Source organism: Acidovorax sp. LjRoot38 (assembly GCF_964252975.1).
GTDB classification, from domain to species: Bacteria; Pseudomonadota; Gammaproteobacteria; order Burkholderiales; family Burkholderiaceae_C; genus Acidovorax; species Acidovorax facilis.
The window spans coordinates 88786-106307 of sequence record NZ_CAXUPT020000014.1 but is presented as its reverse complement, the minus strand read 5'-3'; the positions used below and the strand labels follow the sequence as shown (position 1 = coordinate 106307).

Sequence of the window (17522 nt, the reverse complement as noted above, 5' to 3'; positions counted from 1 at the left end):
GCTACTTAACGGCCATGGACACCCTCTGGTTCAACATCGTGCAGTGGCTCCACACGCTGGGGCTGCATGTGGATGGCGGCACCGCGCGCGCTGTGGGCGACGCGGCAGCCACAGCAACGGCGAAGCTCGACATGCCCAGCCTGCTGGCGCTGGCCGCAGCGCTGGGCTGGGCCAGCGGCTTTCGGTTGTATGCCGTGGTGTTCCTGGTCGGCATGATGGGGGTGCTGGGCTGGATGCCGCTGCCCCCCGGCCTGGCCATGCTGCAGCACCCGCTGGTGCTGATGGTCAGCGGCTTCATGCTGATGGTGGAGTTTTTTGCCGACAAGGTGCCCTGGGTTGACAGCGCCTGGGATGCCGTGCACGCCTTCATTCGCGTGCCTGCGGGCGCCGCCTTGGCCTATGGCGTGTTTGGCGCCGACAACGCCACCATGGCCGTGGTGGCGGGGCTGCTGGGGGGCTCCCTCTCGGCCACGGCGCTGGCCACCAAGATGACCACGCGGGCGGCGGTGAACACCTCGCCCGAGCCGTTTTCCAACTGGGGCCTGTCGTTCTTTGAAGACGGGCTGGTGGTAGCCGTGGTGTGGCTGGCCACGCAGCACCCGGTGGCGTTTGGTGTTGCGTTGGTCGTGATGGTGGTGGTGTCCGTACTGCTGCTGGTGGTGCTGTTCAAGTTTCTGCGCGCCGTGGTGCGGCGCTTGTCTTCATTCTTTTCTGGTTCTGCCAAGGTGGCTTAAAAATGTTCAACAAGATACTCATCGCAAATCGAGGCGAAAACAGCCGCGCAGCGGATGTTTCTGCAAATCGGATGGCACGCGCAGCGTGCGCAGGCGATCTCGCCGCAGGAGGGCGCCATGTTTAAAAAGATCCTCATCGCCAATCGCGGCGAGATCGCTTGCCGTGTGGCCGCCACCGCCAAGCGCCTGGGCGTGAAGACCGTCGCCGTGTATTCCGATGCCGACGCTAACGCCAAACATGTGGCCGTGTGCGACGAGGCCGTGCACATCGGCGGCAGCGCGCCCAAGGACAGCTACCTGCGCTGGGAGCGCATCATCGACGCCGCCAAGGCCACGGGCGCGCAGGCTATCCACCCTGGCTACGGTTTCCTGAGCGAGAACGAAGACTTTGCCAAGGCCTGTGCCGACGCAGGCCTGGTCTTCATCGGCCCGCCCGCCAGCGCCATCAATGCCATGGGGCTGAAGGCCGAGTCCAAGCGCCTGATGGAGCAGGCCCAGGTGCCCCTGGTGCCCGGCTACCACGGCGCTGACCAGGACCCGGCACTGCTGCAACGCGAGGCGGACCGCATTGGCTACCCGGTGCTCATCAAGGCCAGCGCGGGTGGTGGTGGCAAGGGCATGCGCGCCGTGCACAAGGCCGAGGATTTTGGCGCCGCGCTCGATTCGTGCAAGCGCGAGGCCATCAACAGCTTCGGCGACGATGCGGTGCTGGTCGAAAAATACGTGCAGCGCCCCCGCCACATCGAGATCCAGGTGTTCGGCGACACGCACGGCAACTGCGTGTACCTGTTTGAGCGCGACTGCTCGGTGCAGCGCCGCCACCAGAAGGTGCTGGAAGAAGCGCCCGCCCCCGGCATGACGCCGGAGCTGCGCGCCCGCATGGGCGAGGCTGCCGTGGCCGCAGCACGGGCGGTGAACTACGTGGGCGCGGGCACGGTGGAATTCATCGTCGAGCAGCCCGGCGGCTACGACGCGCCCGAGCAGATGAAGTTCTACTTCATGGAGATGAATACCCGCCTGCAGGTGGAGCACCCCGTGACCGAGGCCATCACGGGCCTCGACCTCGTGGAGTGGCAACTGCGCGTGGCCTCAGGCGAGCCCTTGCCGCTCAAACAGGAAGACCTGCGTATCCAAGGTCACGCCATCGAGGCGCGCATCTGCGCCGAGAATCCCGACAACAACTTCCTGCCCGCCACCGGGGCGCTCAACGTGTACGCGCTGCCCGAGTGTGTGACCTTCGAACGGGGCGCGGTGCGCGTGGATTCCGGCGTGCGCCAGGGCGATGCGATCAGCCCGTTCTACGACTCCATGGTGGCCAAGCTCATCGTGCACGGCGACACGCGTGCGCAAGCCCTGGCCCGGCTCGATGAAGCGCTGGCGCAGACCCACATTGTGGGCCTGGCGACCAACGTGCAGTTTCTGCGCCGCGTGGCTCGCACCGAGGCATTTGCCAGCGCCAAGCTGGACACCGCGCTGATCCCGCGCGAGCAGGCGGTGCTGTTCCACCAGGAACCCGTGGGCCTGCCGCTGGCCGCTGCGGCGGCCGTGGCCCAGACCCTGCTGCGCGAGCGCGCCTGCGAGGGCGTGGACCCGTTCAGCCGCCGCGATGGTTTCCACACCCATGGCGTGGTGCAGCGCCGGTTTGAGTTCGAGTTTGGTGGCGAGCACGCCAAGGCGCTGCTGACCTACGAGCGTGGTGGCAGCCTGCATCTGGCCGTCGGCGAAGGCGATGCCGCGGTGGCCGGGCCGTTGGTGTTCAGCGCTGTGGGGCAGGGCATCGAATTGCAGTTTGCAGGTCAGCGCACGCGTGCGGCTGTGTATGCCCAGGGCGAGGTGGACCACGTATTCACCCCGCTGGGCGCCACGCAGATCACTGCCATCGACCTGCTGGCCCACGCGGGCGAGGCTGCGGCCGAAGGCGGGCGCCTCACAGCCCCGATGCCTGGCAAGGTGGTGTCGTTTGCCGTGAAGGCGGGCGACGCCGTGACCAAGGGTCAACCGCTGGCAGTGATGGAAGCCATGAAGATGGAACACACCATTGCTGCCCCTGCGGACGGTGTGGTGCAGGAACTGCTGTATGCGCCGGGCGACCAGGTGACCGAGGGGGCAGAACTGCTCAAACTGGCAGCCGCCGACAAGGCCTGAGCCAAGTAGTGTCCCGAGTCGTCTGCAGGTGACAGCGCAGGGGGCTCAATGCGGCTACGCTTGGGCCCCATGAAAATCACCTTTTGTTGTACCGACACCAAGGCCGAACCCTGGCTGCAGGGCCTGGCCGCCGCGCTGCCCGGCGCTGAGATCTCTGTTTGGCAACCCGGCGCCCCGCAGGCCGACTACGCCGTGGTGTGGGCGCCGCCCCAGCAGTTCATGGACGAGCAGCCAGCGCTCAAAGCTCTGTTCAACATTGGCGCGGGGGTGGATGCCCTGCTCAAGCTGCGCCTGCCTCCCAAGGCCCTGGTGGTGCGCCTGGACGACGCAGGCATGGCGGTGCAGATGGCCGAGTACGTGTGCCACGCGGTCATCCGCCACTTCCGCGAGTTTGATGGCTATGAGGCCGACACCCAGGCGGGCCGCTGGGGCTACCGCAAGCCGCGCCTGCGCAGCGACTACCCCATCGGCGTGATGGGCCTGGGCGTGCTGGGCGAGCGGGTTGCCAAGGCGCTGGCGCAGTTTGAATTTCCGATCAATGGCTGGAGCCGCAGCCCCAAGGCCATCGACGGCGTGCGCGGCTTTGCGGGCGCGGATCAATTCAATGACTTTCTGGCCGCGAGCCGCGTCCTGGTCAACCTGCTGCCGCTCACGCCCGATACGACCAACGTCATCAACAAGGGCACGCTCGCTCGCCTGCAGCCGGGTGCCTACGTGATCAATGTGGCGCGCGGCGCGCACCTGGTGGACGAAGACCTGCTGGCCGCCATTGACAGCGGCCATGTGGCAGGCGCCACACTCGATGTGTTCCGCACCGAGCCGTTGCCCGCAGGCCATGCGTTCTGGACGCACCCGCGCATCACCGTCACGCCCCACACCTCGGCGCGCACGCTGCGCGACGAGAGCATTGCCCAGATCGCACGCAAGATGGTGGCGCTGGAGCACGGCGAGACGGTGGCGGGCATCGTGAACCCCGCGCGAGGCTACTGAGGCCGACGGTCCACGCGTTCGCCAGCGTAGAGAATGGCGGGCATGAGCTCCTCCACCTTCCGCCGCTTCTTTGGTCTTTTGGGCTGGATCCTGCTGGTGCCCAGCGCCTTGACCGCGCTGGGCGCAGCGTGGTTGTTGGCCTCTGGCATGAACATGCTGGGCGACACACACACCGCCAGGGGCCGGGTGGTTGCGCATGAAGAAATCATGACGGGCGCGACCCACCGCCGGGGGCTTGCCAAGAAAAGCATTGTGGAGTTTGTGGCGGGCGATGGGCGGAGATTCCGGTTCACAGACTCGGTCGCACGCCAGCAGCAGGCCATCCACGAGGTGGGTGAGACCGTCTCGGTGCGCTACTCCGCCCAAGACCCGTCGCAGGCCGAGATCAGCAGCTCCACCGCCGTGAAGATCGTGGCCGGTACGGTGATGCTGCTGTCCAGTGCCATTGGCATGGCGCTGGGCTGGCTGTTGCTGCGCTTGCGACCCAGGTCTGTCGCATAGCCCTCTGTGCGCGGGCACAGAGGGTGTGCCTTTTCAATCCACCGTCACGCCGGCATCGCGCACCAGCTTGCCCAGGCGCTGCGCGTCGGCCTTGATGAGCGCCCCGAAATCTGCCGCCGTGCCCCCCACCGCAGGCGTGCCAATTGCTTCCCATTTGGCGCGGAAGGCGGGTTCCTTGAAGATCGCATTCACCGTGGCGTTGAGCTTGTCGACGGTGGCTTGCGGGGTGCCAGCGCGCACCGCAATGCCATGCCAGCCGGTGATCTGGTAGCCCGCAATGCCAGCCTCCGCCATGGTGGGCACATTGGGCAGCACCTTGGCACGTTCGCTGGAGGTGACGGCCAGCGGGATGAGCTTGCCCGCCTGGATGTGGGGCAGGGAGCTACCGACGATGTCGAACATCACGTTCACCTGTCCGCCGATCAGGTCGTTGAGCGCTGGGCCAGCGCCACGGTAGGGGATGTGCCCCATCTTCACGCCCGCTGTGGTGTTGAACAGCTCACCCGCCAGGTGCTGCGGTGTGCCGTTGCCGGCCGACGCGTAGCTCAGCACCGGCTTGCCGGCCTTGGCCATGGCCAGGAACTCGGCAAACGTCTTGACGCCCAGCGAGGGATGCACTTCCAGCACCAGCGGGAATGCCGACAGCTGGATCACCGGAGCCAGATCGGTCAGCGGGTTGAACGGCATGCTGGCGTACAGCGAGGGGTTGACCGCCATGGGGCCGCTGGCGGCCAGCAGCAGCGTGTGCCCGTCCGCTGGCGCCTGCTTGGCCACCTCCGCGCTGCCGGTGTTGCCACCAGCGCCGCCCTTGTTGTCCACCACCACAGGTACACCCAGGCGGCTTTGCAGCTCGGGCTGCAGCATGCGGGCCATCAGGTCGGTGGGGCCACCGGGCGGGTAGGGCACCACAAAGCGGATGGTCTTGCTGGGGAAGGCGGTGGCGGCCGTCTGCGCCGCTGCGTGACCTGCGATGCCCAGGGCCAGGGGCACGGCAAGGGCTGCGTGCAGCACGGTGCGCCGGGCGGTGCTAGGCGTGGACGAGTAAAGGTGGCGGTGGTGCATGTCTGTCTCCTGTGGGGATGGATAAAACCCGTCTGCTGCGGGTTGATGTCAATGAATCGGGAGCGCTGTGGGGCGGGGCAGCTCAGCCTGCGCCAAAACGCTGCCGGATGTCGGCGGCGGTGGCCAGCGGGCGGCCCAGCGCGGCGGCGGCTTCGACGGCCTGGCGCACCAGCGCGGTGTTGTCGGGGGCCACGCTGCCGTCCTTGCACAGCAGGTTGTTTTCAAACCCCACGCGGGCGTGGCCGCCAAACACGGCGGCGGCGGCCACGCAGGCGTTCTCTGCCGCCCCGAAGGCGCACACGGCCCAGGGCTCGTTGCCGTCATGGGCGTTCAGAAAAGGCAGCAGGTCGCGCGGGCTGGAGGTCTGGCCCGCGCTGTAGCGGCCCAGCACAAACAGCAGGAACCAAGGCGCATCCGGCACCACGCCGCTGGCGCGCAGTGCCTGCCAGCGGCGCAGGTCGGCCACGTCGTACAGGATGACCTGCACCATGGTGCGGCGCTGGGCCAGGCCGGTGAAGAAGCGCTGCAGTCCGGCTTCGCCGATCTCGGGCTTGTCCACTTCGCGCAGTCCGATGGACACGGCCTCGGGTTGCAGGACCTCCACCATGGCGATCTGCGCGGGGGCCTGGTACACGCCTGCGGCTTCGCTGGTGATCTGGATGACCATCGCGTCGCCCACAGCCTGGCGTACCACACGCTGTGCCTCGCGGTAGCCCTCCAAATCGAGGCTGTGGCGGCCTTGCGCGTCGCGTATGTGCATGTGCAGCATGGCCGCTCCCGCGTCCAGGCAGGCCTTGGCCGTGGTGGCCAGCGTGGCCGGTGTGATGGGCACGGCGGAGTGGTCGGCAGGCTGCTTGTAGGCGCCGTTGGGCGCCACGGTCACGATCAGCGGGTCAACCCACTGGCTGGCAATGGTGGGTGATGCGGGCGATGCACTCATGCGCGGGCTCCAGTGGTCGTTGGGGTGTCCGTCGGTGAGGTGGCGGTGGGGGGCTCGATGGTGGGCAGCTCGCTGGCAAGCAGGGCCAGGCCCTGGCGCAGCAGCGTGTCGTAGCGCGCGCGTTCGGCCTGCTTGCGGTCTTCGGGCCAGTCGAAAAAGCCCTTGCCGGTCTTCATGCCGAGCTGGCCCTGGGCCACCTTGTCGCGCAGGGCCTGGGCGGGTATGTCGGTGTTCGAGAGCGTGGGGTACATGGTGGCTGCGGCGGCGGTGTGCACCTCAATGCCCGCGTGGTCGCGCTGCAGCACCGGCCCGGCCGCCAGAAAGCGGAAGCCGAAGCCAAAGCGCACGGCGGCGTCCACGTCTTCGGGCGAGGCAATGCCTTCGTCGATGAGTGCAAACGCCTCGCGTGAGAGCGCATGCTGCATGCGGTTGGCCAGAAAACCGGGCTTGTCCTTCTTGACCAGCACCGGCACGCTGCCGCAGCCGCGCATGAAGGCGTGCAGCCAGGTGCCCAGGGCCGGGTCGCTGCGCTCGCCCAGCACCACCTCCACCAGCGGCACCAGGTGGGCGGGCATGAAGAAGTGCAGGCCCAGCATGCGCTGCGCCGTGGCCAGCCCCTGGGCGATGGCACTGATGGGAAAGCCCGAGCTGTTGCTGGCCAGCACGGCGTTGGGGGGCGCCACGGTTTCCAGCTCGGCAAACAGCTTTTGCTTGGCAGCCAGTTGCTCGGTGATGCATTCCACCACCAGCACCACGCCGCTCCAGTCCACATCCTGCAGGCTGGCGCACACCTGCACCGGGCCGGCGTGGGTGGCCTGGCCTGCGGCGGCCAGCTCCTGGGCGATGTGGGGCAGCAGGTGGTCGCGGCGTGCGGCGTGGGGGTCCACCACCGTGACCTGCGCGCCGCCCCTGGCCAGGACCACGGCCACATCGGCCCCCATGGTGCCTCCGCCTACCACCACGGTGCGTGCGTTGCGCGGCGAACTGTTCTCCATCGTGTCTCCTTGTTGCTCTCAATCTGCTCAAGCGGTGTGCTTGCGTTGAATTCAGTCTAGGGGGCTCGAATTGCGCGGTCCAGACGTCTTTTTCGATAGACTGATCGGTTATGAAGATCAATTGGTCCGCCCGCGAGGTGGATGTGTTCCTCTCCCTGGCCGAGACGCTGAGCTTTCGGCGCACGGCCTTGCAGATGCACCTTTCTCAATCGGCGGTGTCGGGCACGGTGGCGCGGCTGGAGGAGATGCTGGATGTGCGCCTGTTCGAGCGCACCACGCGCACGGTGCAGCTCACGCTGGCGGGCGAGGTGTTTGCGGAGCAGGCGCGGTTTCTGCGCCACCAGATGGAGGAGACCGTGCGCCGCGTGCAGGAGGTGGCGCAGCTGCAGGTGGGCCGCGTTGCGCTGGCGGCGCTGCCGTCGTTGGCAGCCGGGGCCGTGCCGCGCGCGTTTGCCCGGTTTGCTGCGCAGCATCCGGGCGTGCAGCTGGAGCTGTTTGACAGCCTGGCCGGCCCGGCGTTTGACATGGTGCGGGCCGGGCGGGTGGACTTTGCCCTCACGGCTGCCAACCCCGCCTATGCCGACCTGGACTACACCCCGCTGGTGTCCGACCGCTTTGTGCTGCTGATGGGGCGCACGCACCCGCTGGCCCGAGGGCGCAGCGCCATTGCCTGGGCGGATGTGGCCGAGCTGCCGCACATCTCCATGCCCGCAGGTACCAGCGTGCGGCAGTATGCGGAAGAGGCCTTGCTGACCCACCGCATCCGTTTTGCGCCGCGCTATGAGGTGGAACACCTGGCCACCATCGCGGCCATGGTGGCTGCGGGGCTGGGAGTGAGCGCGCTGCCCGAACTGGCCGCCCAGGTGGTGCGCAGGCCCGAGGTGGTCACGCGAGCGCTCAAGGCGCCCGTGCTGCACCGGCCCATCGGGCTGATCACGCTCCGGGGGCGGCCGCTGTCGCTGGCGGCGCAGGCCATGGTGGCCTTGCTGCGGCAGGAGGTCGAGGGTGATGGCACCCGTGCTGGCTGATGGCGCGTCCGGCGAATGGTCTGGCACGATATGGGGTGGCCCTGTGGAGGCGCAGGCGAGACAATGGCGGATTCCTTGATCCACCCTTGGTAGCCCCATGAGCATTCCCTCCCGCGTTCGCCTCATCGACGTTGGCCCCCGCGACGGCCTACAGAACGAAAAGACCCCGGTGCCCGCCTCCGTCAAGATCGAGCTGGTCCACCGTCTGCAGCAAGCCGGCCTGAAAGAGATCGAGGTCACGAGCTATGTGAGCCCCAAATGGGTGCCGCAGATGGCCGACAACCACGAGGTGATGGCGGGCATCACCCGCCAGAGCGGTGTCGCGTATTCGGTGCTCACGCCCAACCTCAAGGGCTTTGAGGCTGCCGTGCTGGACAAACCCGACGAGATCGTTGTCTTCGGCTCGGCCAGCGAGGCCTTCAGCCAGCGCAACATCAACTGCAGCATTGCCGAGAGCATCGAGCGTTTTGCCCCCGTGGTGGAGGCCGCACGGGCCGCTGGCATCCGTGTGCGCGGCGCCATGAGCTGCACCGTGGGCTGCCCGTACGAAGGCGACATTGCCCCTGAGCGTGTGGCGTACCTGGCGGGCCTGCTCCAGGGCATTGGCGTGCAGCGTGTGGACGTGGCCGACACCATCGGCGTGGGCACGCCGCGCAAGGTGCAGAAGGCGCTGGAGGCCACGTTGCAGCACTTTGGCATCGACGAGGTGTCGGGCCACTTTCATGACACCTACGGGCAGGCGCTGTCCAACACGCTGGCCGCGCTGGAGCTGGGCGTGTGGAACTTCCAGTCGTCCGTGGCCGGGCTGGGCGGCTGTCCCTATGCCAAGGGCGCCACCGGCAACGTGGCCACCGAAGACGTGGTGTACATGCTGCAGGGCATGGGCATCGAGATGGGCATCGACCTCGACAAGCTCATCGACGCGGGTGCCTACATTAGCGACTTTCTGGGCCGCAAGCCCAACTCCCGCGCTGCCAACGCGCTATTGACCAAACGTGCGGGGTAATAGGCCACTGCCGCTGAGACGCTGACGCATCTCAGCCGCATCGCTCCAGTGCGAAAGGGATGCACCCGCTCGTCCGGCAGGGCCTGTGCTGCCGGCGCGTCGGCCGGGGCTGGCGCCATGCGGTCAAAATACCTGGGACGATTGTGATTTCGGAGTAAGAAACGATGTGTGGAGCTGAACTGAAAAATCTGCCTGAAGGTGTGCAGCGCGTGGCTGCAGCGCTGGAATCCCTGGGCCACCCCCACCGGCCGCAGATGCTGGACGACGCAGCGCGCACCGCGCAGCAGGCGGCCGATGCGCTGGGCATTGCCGTGGGGCAGATTGCCAAGAGCATCATCTTTCGCCGCAAGAGCGATGATGTGGCCGTGCTGGTGGTCACCTCGGGCGACCGGCGGGTGGACGAGAAAAAGGTGGAGGCCCACGTGGGCGGCAAGATCGGCCGCGCCGATGCCGACTTCGTGAAAAGCCGCACGGGCTTTTCCATCGGCGGTGTGTCGCCCGTGGCGCACGCCACGCCGCCCGTCACGCTGATCGATCAGGACCTGCTGCGCTTTGAGGTGGTGTGGGCGGCGGCGGGGCATCCGCATGGTGTGTTTGCGCTGCACCCCAGCGATCTTCAGCGGCTGACGGGTGCACCGGTGGTGGATGTGGTGCAGGTGGTTGCACCTGAGTCTGCGGCATGAATGCTATTGAATTGCTAGCTGTTCGCGCTTTGCAGATAAGCGCTGGTGGCCATTTTGATGCTGAAAACACCGAGGCCGTGCCCTCGCCCTGCATCTCGGTCTGCCGTATGTCGCCCGACCGCAGCCACTGCGAGGGCTGCTTTCGCTCCCTCGACGAGATCCGCATCTGGTCGCGTGCCGACTCGCACCTGCGGCGGGGCATCTGGCGCCAGTTGCTGGACCGGGCGGGCATTGCCGTGCCGGTGCAGCCAGAAAGCGCAGAAGGCTGAGCCATGAAACACATCACGTTCTACCTCGACTTCATTTCGCCTTACGCCTGGCTGGCCTTTGAGCGCCTGCCCGAGGCGCTGGTGGACCTGAGCTACAGCGTCGAATACCGCCCGGTGCTGCTGGGCGCGTTGCTGCAGCAGCACGCCAACCCTGGGCCCGCGGGCATTGCGCCCAAGCGCGCCTGGACCTACCGCCACGTGACCTGGCTGGGCCACGCGCAGGGCACGCCGCTGCAGATGCCAGCACGCCACCCGTTCAACCCGCTGCCCTTGCTGCGCCAGGCGCTGGCCTGCAGCGACGACGGTTGCATCAACCGCTATGTGGCGGGTACCGTGCTGCGCCATGTGTGGCAGGGCGGGCACGACGCGCTGGACGCCGAGCGCCTGGCCGCGCTGGCGGCCGATCTGGCCGAACAAATCCGCCCGGGGCAGGACATGCACAGCGAGGGTCCCAAGGCGCTGCTGCGCGCCAACACCGAGGCCGCGCAGGCGGTGGGTGTGTTTGGTGTGCCTTCGTTTGTGGTGGACGGCAAGGTTTTCTGGGGGCTGGATGGCCTGCCCATGCTGCGCGCCTACCTGGAAGGTGACGACTGGTTTGCCGGGGCTGAAGGCGAGGCACGCTGGGCTGCGCCCGAGCTGCTTCCTTCAGGCCTCAAGCAGGGCTAAGAGGCTGAGAGTTCTTTATCCATGCCCGCCTTGCACGCGAAAACGCCCCGGCTCGTCGTTGCAAATGCTCGCCATAGCCCGAGCTATGGCTGTGCTTTGCGCCTAGATCCGCGGCGTTTTCGCGCGCCTTTCGGGCTTGGCTAAAGAACTCTCAGCCTCTGAGGCCCGACGCCGTGCCATCCTCACCCGCTGCCATCCCGGTGGCGGGCCAGCCACCGGTGCTGGGCGGCCAGGCGCTGCACGTCGGCCCAGCTGCTGCACTGCGCAGCCACGCTGGGCCAGATGCGCTGCAGCAGGTCGCATTCCACCAGGGTGTCGGCGGCGGCCTGGTGCCGCACGGCGCAGCGGATGCCGAAGTGCGCCATCCAGTCGTCCAGCGCGCGGGCGCGCACCTGCTCGTGGGTGACGGCGCACAGGTGGTCCACATCCACCCAGGGGTTGGGCAGGCCATGCCCCAGGTGCTGGCGTGCATGGCGGTTGATCAGGCTGCGGTCAAAGGCCGCGTGGAAGGCCAGCAGCGGGCTGTCTTGCACATAGTTTTCAAAGGCCTGCAGCGCCTGGGCGGCGGGCATGCCGTTGCGCTGCATTTGCGCGCCAATGCCGTGCAGCAGGATGTTGTCCTTGCTCGATGTCTCGTCCTGCTGCACCACCACCTCAAAGCTGTCGCCCAGCGCCACGCTCAGCGTGCGGCGCTGCCAGTCCACCCGCAGCGCAATGGCGGCAATGGCCAGCAGGCGGTCATGGCGCATGTCCAGGCCACTGGTCTCCACGTCCAGCATCACCCAGCGGCTGCCGGTGTAGGCGGGGGCATGCCCAAGGGCGCGCCTGATCGGCTCCAGCCAGCGCATGGCGGCTACCGGTCGTAGTCCAGCTGCAGCCTTTGTTGGAGCTGCCGCGCCACGCGAAAGGATTCGCGCAGGATGCGCCGGTCGATGTCGTTGAGCCCGGCCACCACAATGCGGTTGGGTGGAGCGGCTTCAGCCTCTCCGGCCTCCAGCTGCACCCGCAGGCGCAAGATCTGCAGGAACTCGAAGCCGCCCACCCAGGCGCCGGTTTCCGTCTCGGGCAGGCGCCACTGCGCGCCAGCGGCCTCCAGGCGCAGCCGCGTGTTGGTCTCGTGCATTCCCAATGCCAGGCTGTAGATGCGCGCAGCGTCCACAAACAGCGCCGTGCCCTGCAGCTTCAGGTCCAGCGCGCCATGCTCGTCGGTGTCTATGGCGCCGCGCCAGTTCAGCGGCACGCTGCGGCCCAGGGCGTTGTGGGCCAGCATCTTGAGAAAGCGCGGGCTGTTGCGCGCGGCCAGCGTCACGTCGGCGCGCAGCGCCTGGGCCAGCGCCACATCGCCACACAGGGGCCGGAAGTCAAAGTAGATGGAGGCGTTGAGCAGGTCCAGGGGCGAGCCCTGCGCCACCCAGTGCCCGAAGCGCTCGCGCCACTCGTCGAGCTTGAGGCAGCACGCGCTTTCGCCCGCCATGATGCCGCCCCGGCACAGCGGGTAGCCGCAGGCGTCCAGCGCCAGGTTGACGGCATGTGCAAAGTGGCGGATCGCTTCGCGCGACTCGTCGGACACGTCGTTGTTCAGAATGATGGCGTTGTCCTGGTCGGTGGCAATGGTCTGCTCCGCCCGCCCCTCGGAGCCCAGGCACAGCCAGCACAGCCACTTCAGGTCGATGCCGAATTCTTCCGCCTTGAGCTGCACCAGGCGCTCGGTCAGCACATCGTTGAGGTGACTGATCATCGAGGTGAGCTGCCGTGCATGCACGCCCTGGGCCAGCAGGCTGCGCGCCAGGCGCCGGATGTCTTGCGCCGAGGCCTGCAGGGCCTCCACATCGGTGGCCGAGCGCAGCGCGGTGCTCACGCTTTTGAGGCTTTGCCGCTGCATGGCAAACAGGTCGCGCTCCGACACCATGCCAATCGCCACTCCGTCGCGCGTGATGGGCACATGGCGGATGCCGTGGCGCGACATCAGCAGCGCAGCGTCTTGCGCCGAATGTTCGCTGGTGAGCGTGCGCACCGGTCGCACCATGACCTCCGCAATGGGCGTGTGCAGCGGCAGCTGGGCCAGCGCCACGCGGCCCAGCACGTCATAGCGCGTGAGGATGCCCACAGGGTGCTGCGCTGCATCCACCACCAGCATCGAGCCCAGGCGCTGCTGGTGCATGGTCTGCAGTGCAGTGCGCAGCGGGGTGCTGGCCTCGCAGCTCACCAGCTTTTTGCCGACGAGCGCGCCCAAGGGGGTTTCGAGCGACTGTTCGGCTGCGGCGTGGGTGGCATAGGCGGCCTGCAAGGCCTGGCGCGAGAGTGCAAGGAACTGCGCGGTGCGCTGTCCCAGGTACTGTGCAAACGCCGGGCTGCGGCCCGCCAGTCGGTGCATGTGGTCCACGCCCAGCACCAGCACAAAGGTATCGGTGTTGGCGCGGTAGGTGGCCGTGACAGCGCGCCCGGCCCAGGCGGCGCTCACGGGGAAAAGGTCGCCCGCCTCGTACTCGAACGCGCCCACCATGTCGGCCAGGCCCCGGGTGCCCGTGACGGCGCCCTGGCGCACGTAGTACAGCGATTGCACGCTGCCGTTCTCGGGGCCTATCACCAGCTCGCCGGGGGCGAAATACTGCTGCTCGCAATGCGACAGGAAATCATCCACCTCGGCATCCTGCATCTGGGCAAAAGGGGCGTGCTGTCGGAGGTCCTGGCGGAAGTTGGCCAGCAGGTGGTGCGATGGCTGTAGCGGCGCCTGTGCGCTGGCAGCTGGTGGCGGACTGGGCGGCTTTTCCATGGCGGCAGTCTATGCCCGGCCCGGCGACGCGGGAAGTCCTTCCATGTGCCTCGCCTTGACCTCGATCAAGGGTTTTGGAGCCCTTGGTGTTTTCCCGCAAGAGCGTCTCAGATTCCACCGATTTATCGTATCGCAAAAAAAAGATGCAGGGTTTTTGCGGGATTTGTAAGTTAGCGATAAGCCCTGTGTCAGCCAGCGGTCAGACACCCTGCGCAGAGTGCGTCCACCTTTCCTTTTCCTTACAGCGAGGCATCGAGTTCACCATGCTCCTGACCGTTGTCATTCTGAAAAGCCTGATCGAGTTGTCCCTGATGTTCATCGTGGGACGGTTTCTGCTGGGACTGTTGGCGGGGGCGAAGCGGCACACCAATGTGTTCTGGCAGATGCTGGACGTGGCCGCCAAGCCCTGCCTGTGGCTGACGCGCAAGGTCAGCCCGCGCCAGGTGCTGGACCAGCACATCCCGCTGGCCACCGCCAGCTGGTTGCTCATGGCCTGGGTGCTGGTCGTCAAGCTCAAGATCGACCTCTGTCTGGAGCTGGGAGCACAGGCATGCCAGTGACCCAGAGCCTTCCCCTTCCCCCCGTCCGCTGGTCGCAGCGGCTGGAGCGTCAGGCGCTGGTCTGGCGTGCCAAAGCCTTGCTGTTTGTGGGCCGCAAGGCTGCGGCCAAGGCCGTGTTTGAGCGGATTCTGGAGCGCTGGCCCCAGGACGTTCTGGCGATCAACAGCCTCGCCTACGACGCGCTGCTCAGCGACCACAAGACACAGGCTCTGCAGTACTACGCCCAGGCATTGGCCTTGCAGCCCCAGGTGTGCAATGCCCACTTCAACCATGCCTATGTGGCCGAGCAGCTGGACCAGCTGGCACTGGCCGAAGAGGGGTTCCGGGCGGCCCTGCAGATCGACGAAAAAATGGACCGGGCCTGGTATGGCCTGGGTCTGGTGCTGGTGCGGCAGGGGCGGCTTCAGGAGGCCTTGCAGGCCCTGGATCGCAACACCCGCCTGCAGCCCATGAGCCCCTTTGGCTGGTATCAGATGGCGCGTGTGCACGTCGATCTGCACCAGCCCGAGGAGGCACGCGCCGTAATACGGCATTTGAAAGGATTCGAGCCCAAGGTGGCCGCGCAACTGGAGCGGGAGACCGGTTTGCGTGCAGATTTTTAGCGCTGAAGTCCGAGTGAGTGTTCTTTTAACGACATGGAGGAGCAAGCAATGAAACTGACGGCCAAGCACCAAGAATACTGGCGCAAAAATCTGCAGATAACGGCCCTTTTATTGGGCATATGGTTCTTTGTCACTTTTGTCGTGGTGTTTTTCGCCCGCGACCTCACGTTCAGCTTCTTCGGCTGGCCGTTCTCGTTCTGGGTGGCTGCCCAAGGCGCCCTGGTGGTGTACTGCCTGATCATCTGGTACTACGCCCGCCACATGAACAAGCTCGACATCGAATACGGCGTTGCCGAAGGAGAAGAATGATGGGACTCTTCGGCGGAGACGGACAGTCGCAAGGCGACTTCAAGAAGGGCCTGAACAAGGTCTACACCTGGTACACCGGTGGCTTCATCGGCTTTGTGTTGGTGCTGGCGGTGCTCGAACAGATGGGCCTGCCCAAGAACTGGATCGGCTACCTTTTTCTGGCGGCCACCGTGTTGCTGTATGCGGGTATCGGCATCATGAGCCGCACCAACGACGCGGCGGAGTATTACGTGGCCGGGCGCCGCGTGCCGGCCATCTACAACGGCATGGCCACAGGGGCGGACTGGATGTCGGCGGCCTCCTTCATTGGCATGGCGGGCACCTTGTACCTGTCAGGTTATGGTGGGCTGGCGTTCATTCTGGGGTGGACGGGCGGTTACTGCCTGGTGGCGCTGTTCCTCGCCCCTTACCTGCGCAAGTTCGGCCAGTTCACCATTCCCGACTTTCTGGGGGCGCGGTTTGAGGGCAACCTTCCCCGGCTGATCGGGGTGGGGGCCGCCATCCTGTGCTCGTTCACCTATGTGGTGGCACAGATCTATGGTGTGGGCCTGATCACTTCGCGCCTCACGGGGCTGGCTTTCGAGATCGGTATCTTTGCCGGCCTGGCCGGTATCCTGGTCTGCTCGTTCCTCGGTGGCATGCGTGCCGTGACCTGGACGCAGGTGGCGCAGTACATCATCCTGATCATTGCGTACATGCTGCCCGTGGTGTGGCTGTCGGTCAAACACACGGGCGTGCCTGTGCCGCAGGCGGTGTATGGCTACACCCTGGAAAAGGTGACTGCCAAAGAGGCCGAGCTGATCAAGGACCCCAAAGAAATAGAGGTGCGTGGAATCTACAAGGCCCGTTCGGATGCGGCTGTGGAAAAGCTCAAGGATGTGAATGCTTCGCTGACCGCCGACCGGGCGGCAGCGCAGAAGAAGCTGGATGACCTGAAGGCTGCCAATGCGCCCGCTCCCGACATCGCCACCGCTGCCGCCGCGCTGGCCGCAGTGCCCAAGAACGAAGCAGACGCCCGCACTGCGTACACGGCGGCGCGCACCTCGAATGCAGCCAAGTCGGCGCCGCCCATCCGCCATGCCGAGCCGTTCCCCGGCAAGGATGAGGCCGCGCAGAACGTTGCACGCAAGAACTTCCTCGCGCTGGTGTTCTGCCTGATGATCGGCACGGCCGCGCTGCCGCACATCCTCATGCGCTACTACACCGTGCCCTCGGTGCGCGAGGCGCGGGAATCGGTGAGCTGGTCGCTGTTCTTTATCTTCCTGCTGTACTTCACGGCGCCTGCGCTGGCAGTGCTGGCCAAGTACGAGGTCTACACCGTGCTGGTGAACACACCGTTCGCCAGCCTTCCGGAGTGGATCGCGCGCTGGTCGGCGGTCGACAAATCGCTGCTGTCGGTGGTGGACATCAACAACGACGGCATCCTGCAGCTGGCGGAGATCTCCATCGGTGGCGACATCATCGTGCTGGCCACGCCTGAAATTGCTGGCCTGCCGTACGTGGTGTCGGGCATGGTGGCGGCGGGTGGGCTGGCAGCGGCGCTGTCTACCGCAGACGGCCTGCTGCTGACCATCGCCAACGCGCTGTCGCATGACCTGTACTACAAGGTGCTGGACCCCAATGCCTCCACGGCACGCCGCGTGATGGTGTCGAAGCTGCTGCTCCTGCTGGTGGCCCTGGCAGCAGCCTACGTGGCGGCGCAGAAACCAGCGGACATCCTGTTCCTGGTGTCGGCGGCCTTCTCGTTTGCGGCGGCGGCGTTCTTCCCGGCGCTGACGCTGGGCATCTTCTGGAAACGTGCCAACAAGTGGGGGGCGTCGCTGGGGATGTTGGCCGGCCTGGGCATCACCTTCTATTACATGGTGACCACCCAGCCCTGGCTGTACAAGCTCACGCACGGAACGGCGATCACGCCGGAAATCGTCAAAGCCAACACTTGGTGGGATATTGCGCCCATCTCGGCAGGTCTGTTCGGTGTGCCGCTGGGCTTTGCTGTGATCATCATCGTCTCGCTGCTCACCAAGGCCCCGGGCAAGGAAATCCAGGAACTGGTGGAGCATGTGCGCTACCCCAGCCTGGATGGCAAGACCTCGGCAGCGAGTGCTGCACACTGAGGGGACTGGCGCCTGCGGGCGCCCTGAGCGTTCATAAAAAACCCCGCCAGGCCGTGGCGGGGTTTTTTTATTTCACCATGACTCCAGCACCGAAATTCGCTGGACTACGCTACAGCCCGATACAGCAGGTTTATCAATGACTTAA

Annotated in this window: 18 protein-coding genes; 13 read left to right on the top strand and 5 right to left on the bottom strand. The window is 66.3% G+C overall.

Going from position 1 to position 17522, the window contains the following annotated elements; genetic code table 11:
- Window positions 1-14 precede the first annotated feature (14 nt).
- From ACSQ22_RS21490 to ACSQ22_RS21475, 4 genes are all read left to right on the top strand, one after another.
- On the top strand, window positions 15-734 hold the full coding sequence (locus ACSQ22_RS21490; protein WP_436131479.1) for a DUF4126 domain-containing protein: 720 nt from the start codon (window positions 15-17) through the stop codon (window positions 732-734).
- 117 nt (window positions 735-851) lie between these two features.
- Entirely contained in the window at window positions 852-2879 is a 2028-nt protein-coding gene (locus ACSQ22_RS21485; protein ID WP_436131478.1) for an acetyl/propionyl/methylcrotonyl-CoA carboxylase subunit alpha, read from the top strand.
- A gap of 69 nt (window positions 2880-2948) precedes the next feature.
- Window positions 2949-3869 (top strand): 2-hydroxyacid dehydrogenase, encoded by a 921-nt coding sequence (locus ACSQ22_RS21480; RefSeq protein WP_121508485.1) that lies wholly within the window; start codon window positions 2949-2951, stop codon window positions 3867-3869.
- Between the two features lie 42 nt (window positions 3870-3911).
- Window positions 3912-4370 carry a DUF3592 domain-containing protein gene (locus ACSQ22_RS21475; RefSeq protein WP_121508958.1) on the top strand — a complete coding sequence of 153 codons (459 nt, stop codon included), beginning with the start codon at window positions 3912-3914 and terminating at the stop codon, window positions 4368-4370.
- Between the two features lie 33 nt (window positions 4371-4403).
- Here ACSQ22_RS21475 and ACSQ22_RS21470 read toward each other — a convergent pair whose 3' ends face one another.
- The 3 genes from ACSQ22_RS21470 to ACSQ22_RS21460 form a co-directional block, all read right to left on the bottom strand.
- Complete coding sequence (locus ACSQ22_RS21470) at window positions 4404-5432, bottom strand: Bug family tripartite tricarboxylate transporter substrate binding protein (RefSeq protein WP_288853174.1); 1029 nt, start codon at window positions 5430-5432, stop codon at window positions 4404-4406.
- Between the two features lie 82 nt (window positions 5433-5514).
- Complete coding sequence (locus ACSQ22_RS21465; RefSeq protein ID WP_436131477.1) at window positions 5515-6372, bottom strand: 3-keto-5-aminohexanoate cleavage protein; 858 nt, start codon at window positions 6370-6372, stop codon at window positions 5515-5517.
- On the bottom strand, window positions 6369-7367 hold the full coding sequence (locus tag ACSQ22_RS21460) for a 3-hydroxyacyl-CoA dehydrogenase family protein (protein ID WP_436131476.1): 999 nt from the start codon (window positions 7365-7367) through the stop codon (window positions 6369-6371). The genes ACSQ22_RS21465 and ACSQ22_RS21460 overlap by 4 nt, the downstream gene beginning before the upstream one ends.
- 110 nt (window positions 7368-7477) lie before the next feature.
- On the opposite strand from ACSQ22_RS21460, the gene ACSQ22_RS21455 reads away from it, so the two are divergent.
- The 5 genes from ACSQ22_RS21455 (at window position 7478) to ACSQ22_RS21435 (ending at window position 11019) form a co-directional block, all read left to right on the top strand.
- On the top strand, window positions 7478-8395 hold the full coding sequence (locus ACSQ22_RS21455; RefSeq protein ID WP_436131475.1) for a LysR substrate-binding domain-containing protein: 918 nt from the start codon (window positions 7478-7480) through the stop codon (window positions 8393-8395).
- A 97-nt stretch (window positions 8396-8492) separates the two neighbouring features.
- The gene (locus tag ACSQ22_RS21450) at window positions 8493-9401 is read left to right on the top strand and encodes a hydroxymethylglutaryl-CoA lyase (RefSeq protein WP_436131474.1); all 909 of its coding nucleotides are present in this window, start codon (window positions 8493-8495) and stop codon (window positions 9399-9401) included.
- A 164-nt stretch (window positions 9402-9565) separates the two neighbouring features.
- Window positions 9566-10084: a YbaK/EbsC family protein gene (locus tag ACSQ22_RS21445; protein ID WP_055393041.1), complete on the top strand. Its 519-nt coding sequence runs from the start codon at window positions 9566-9568 to the stop codon at window positions 10082-10084.
- Window positions 10081-10353 (top strand): DUF1289 domain-containing protein, encoded by a 273-nt coding sequence (locus ACSQ22_RS21440; RefSeq protein WP_121421243.1) that lies wholly within the window; start codon window positions 10081-10083, stop codon window positions 10351-10353. The genes ACSQ22_RS21445 and ACSQ22_RS21440 overlap by 4 nt, the downstream gene beginning before the upstream one ends.
- A 3-nt stretch (window positions 10354-10356) precedes the next feature.
- Complete coding sequence (locus tag ACSQ22_RS21435) at window positions 10357-11019, top strand: 2-hydroxychromene-2-carboxylate isomerase (RefSeq protein ID WP_436131473.1); 663 nt, start codon at window positions 10357-10359, stop codon at window positions 11017-11019.
- 182 nt (window positions 11020-11201) lie between these two features.
- Here ACSQ22_RS21435 and ACSQ22_RS21430 read toward each other — a convergent pair whose 3' ends face one another.
- Together ACSQ22_RS21430 and ACSQ22_RS21425 are read right to left on the bottom strand one after the other, a co-directional pair.
- Window positions 11202-11867 carry a 3'-5' exonuclease gene (locus ACSQ22_RS21430; protein ID WP_436131472.1) on the bottom strand — a complete coding sequence of 222 codons (666 nt, stop codon included), beginning with the start codon at window positions 11865-11867 and terminating at the stop codon, window positions 11202-11204.
- A 5-nt stretch (window positions 11868-11872) separates the two neighbouring features.
- Window positions 11873-13792, bottom strand: a complete 1920-nt coding sequence (locus tag ACSQ22_RS21425; protein ID WP_436131471.1) for a DUF294 nucleotidyltransferase-like domain-containing protein — start codon at window positions 13790-13792, stop codon at window positions 11873-11875.
- Between the two features lie 263 nt (window positions 13793-14055).
- Here ACSQ22_RS21425 and ACSQ22_RS21420 point away from each other — a divergent pair, with 263 nt between their 5' ends.
- Genes ACSQ22_RS21420 through ACSQ22_RS21405 form a run of 4 tightly spaced genes read left to right on the top strand, consistent with a single transcriptional unit; the run spans window position 14056 to window position 17377 of the window.
- Window positions 14056-14352 carry a hypothetical protein gene (locus ACSQ22_RS21420; protein WP_228896056.1) on the top strand — a complete coding sequence of 99 codons (297 nt, stop codon included), beginning with the start codon at window positions 14056-14058 and terminating at the stop codon, window positions 14350-14352.
- Complete coding sequence (locus ACSQ22_RS21415) at window positions 14343-14954, top strand: tetratricopeptide repeat protein (protein WP_436131470.1); 612 nt, start codon at window positions 14343-14345, stop codon at window positions 14952-14954. The genes ACSQ22_RS21420 and ACSQ22_RS21415 overlap by 10 nt, the downstream gene beginning before the upstream one ends.
- Window positions 14955-15002: 48 nt before the next feature.
- On the top strand, window positions 15003-15263 hold the full coding sequence (locus tag ACSQ22_RS21410; protein ID WP_228896060.1) for a DUF4212 domain-containing protein: 261 nt from the start codon (window positions 15003-15005) through the stop codon (window positions 15261-15263).
- Window positions 15260-17377: a sodium:solute symporter family protein gene (locus ACSQ22_RS21405; RefSeq protein ID WP_436131469.1), complete on the top strand. Its 2118-nt coding sequence runs from the start codon at window positions 15260-15262 to the stop codon at window positions 17375-17377. The genes ACSQ22_RS21410 and ACSQ22_RS21405 overlap by 4 nt, the downstream gene beginning before the upstream one ends.
- Window positions 17378-17522 lie beyond the last annotated feature (145 nt).

Bases quoted from the DNA above. Each gene is read 5' to 3' on its own strand.
- ACSQ22_RS21420 (WP_228896056.1), top strand. From the start codon at position 14,056: ATGCTCCTGACCGTTGTCATTCTGAAAAGCCTGATCGAGTTGTCCCTG.
- ACSQ22_RS21430 (WP_436131472.1), bottom strand. From the start codon at position 11,867: ATGCGCTGGCTGGAGCCGATCAGGCGCGCCCTTGGGCATGCCCCCGCC.
- ACSQ22_RS21440 (WP_121421243.1), top strand. From the start codon at position 10,081: ATGAATGCTATTGAATTGCTAGCTGTTCGCGCTTTGCAGATAAGCGCT.
- ACSQ22_RS21455 (WP_436131475.1), top strand. From the start codon at position 7,478: ATGAAGATCAATTGGTCCGCCCGCGAGGTGGATGTGTTCCTCTCCCTG.
- ACSQ22_RS21470 (WP_288853174.1), bottom strand. From the start codon at position 5,432: ATGCACCACCGCCACCTTTACTCGTCCACGCCTAGCACCGCCCGGCGC.
- ACSQ22_RS21460 (WP_436131476.1), bottom strand. From the start codon at position 7,367: ATGGAGAACAGTTCGCCGCGCAACGCACGCACCGTGGTGGTAGGCGGA.
- ACSQ22_RS21475 (WP_121508958.1), top strand. From the start codon at position 3,912: ATGAGCTCCTCCACCTTCCGCCGCTTCTTTGGTCTTTTGGGCTGGATC.
- ACSQ22_RS21480 (WP_121508485.1), top strand. From the start codon at position 2,949: ATGAAAATCACCTTTTGTTGTACCGACACCAAGGCCGAACCCTGGCTG.
- ACSQ22_RS21490 (WP_436131479.1), top strand. From the start codon at position 15: ATGGACACCCTCTGGTTCAACATCGTGCAGTGGCTCCACACGCTGGGG.
- ACSQ22_RS21445 (WP_055393041.1), top strand. From the start codon at position 9,566: ATGTGTGGAGCTGAACTGAAAAATCTGCCTGAAGGTGTGCAGCGCGTG.
- ACSQ22_RS21405 (WP_436131469.1), top strand. From the start codon at position 15,260: ATGATGGGACTCTTCGGCGGAGACGGACAGTCGCAAGGCGACTTCAAG.
- ACSQ22_RS21425 (WP_436131471.1), bottom strand. From the start codon at position 13,792: ATGGAAAAGCCGCCCAGTCCGCCACCAGCTGCCAGCGCACAGGCGCCG.
- ACSQ22_RS21465 (WP_436131477.1), bottom strand. From the start codon at position 6,372: ATGAGTGCATCGCCCGCATCACCCACCATTGCCAGCCAGTGGGTTGAC.
- ACSQ22_RS21415 (WP_436131470.1), top strand. From the start codon at position 14,343: ATGCCAGTGACCCAGAGCCTTCCCCTTCCCCCCGTCCGCTGGTCGCAG.
- ACSQ22_RS21485 (WP_436131478.1), top strand. From the start codon at position 852: ATGTTTAAAAAGATCCTCATCGCCAATCGCGGCGAGATCGCTTGCCGT.
- ACSQ22_RS21410 (WP_228896060.1), top strand. From the start codon at position 15,003: ATGAAACTGACGGCCAAGCACCAAGAATACTGGCGCAAAAATCTGCAG.
- ACSQ22_RS21435 (WP_436131473.1), top strand. From the start codon at position 10,357: ATGAAACACATCACGTTCTACCTCGACTTCATTTCGCCTTACGCCTGG.
- ACSQ22_RS21450 (WP_436131474.1), top strand. From the start codon at position 8,493: ATGAGCATTCCCTCCCGCGTTCGCCTCATCGACGTTGGCCCCCGCGAC.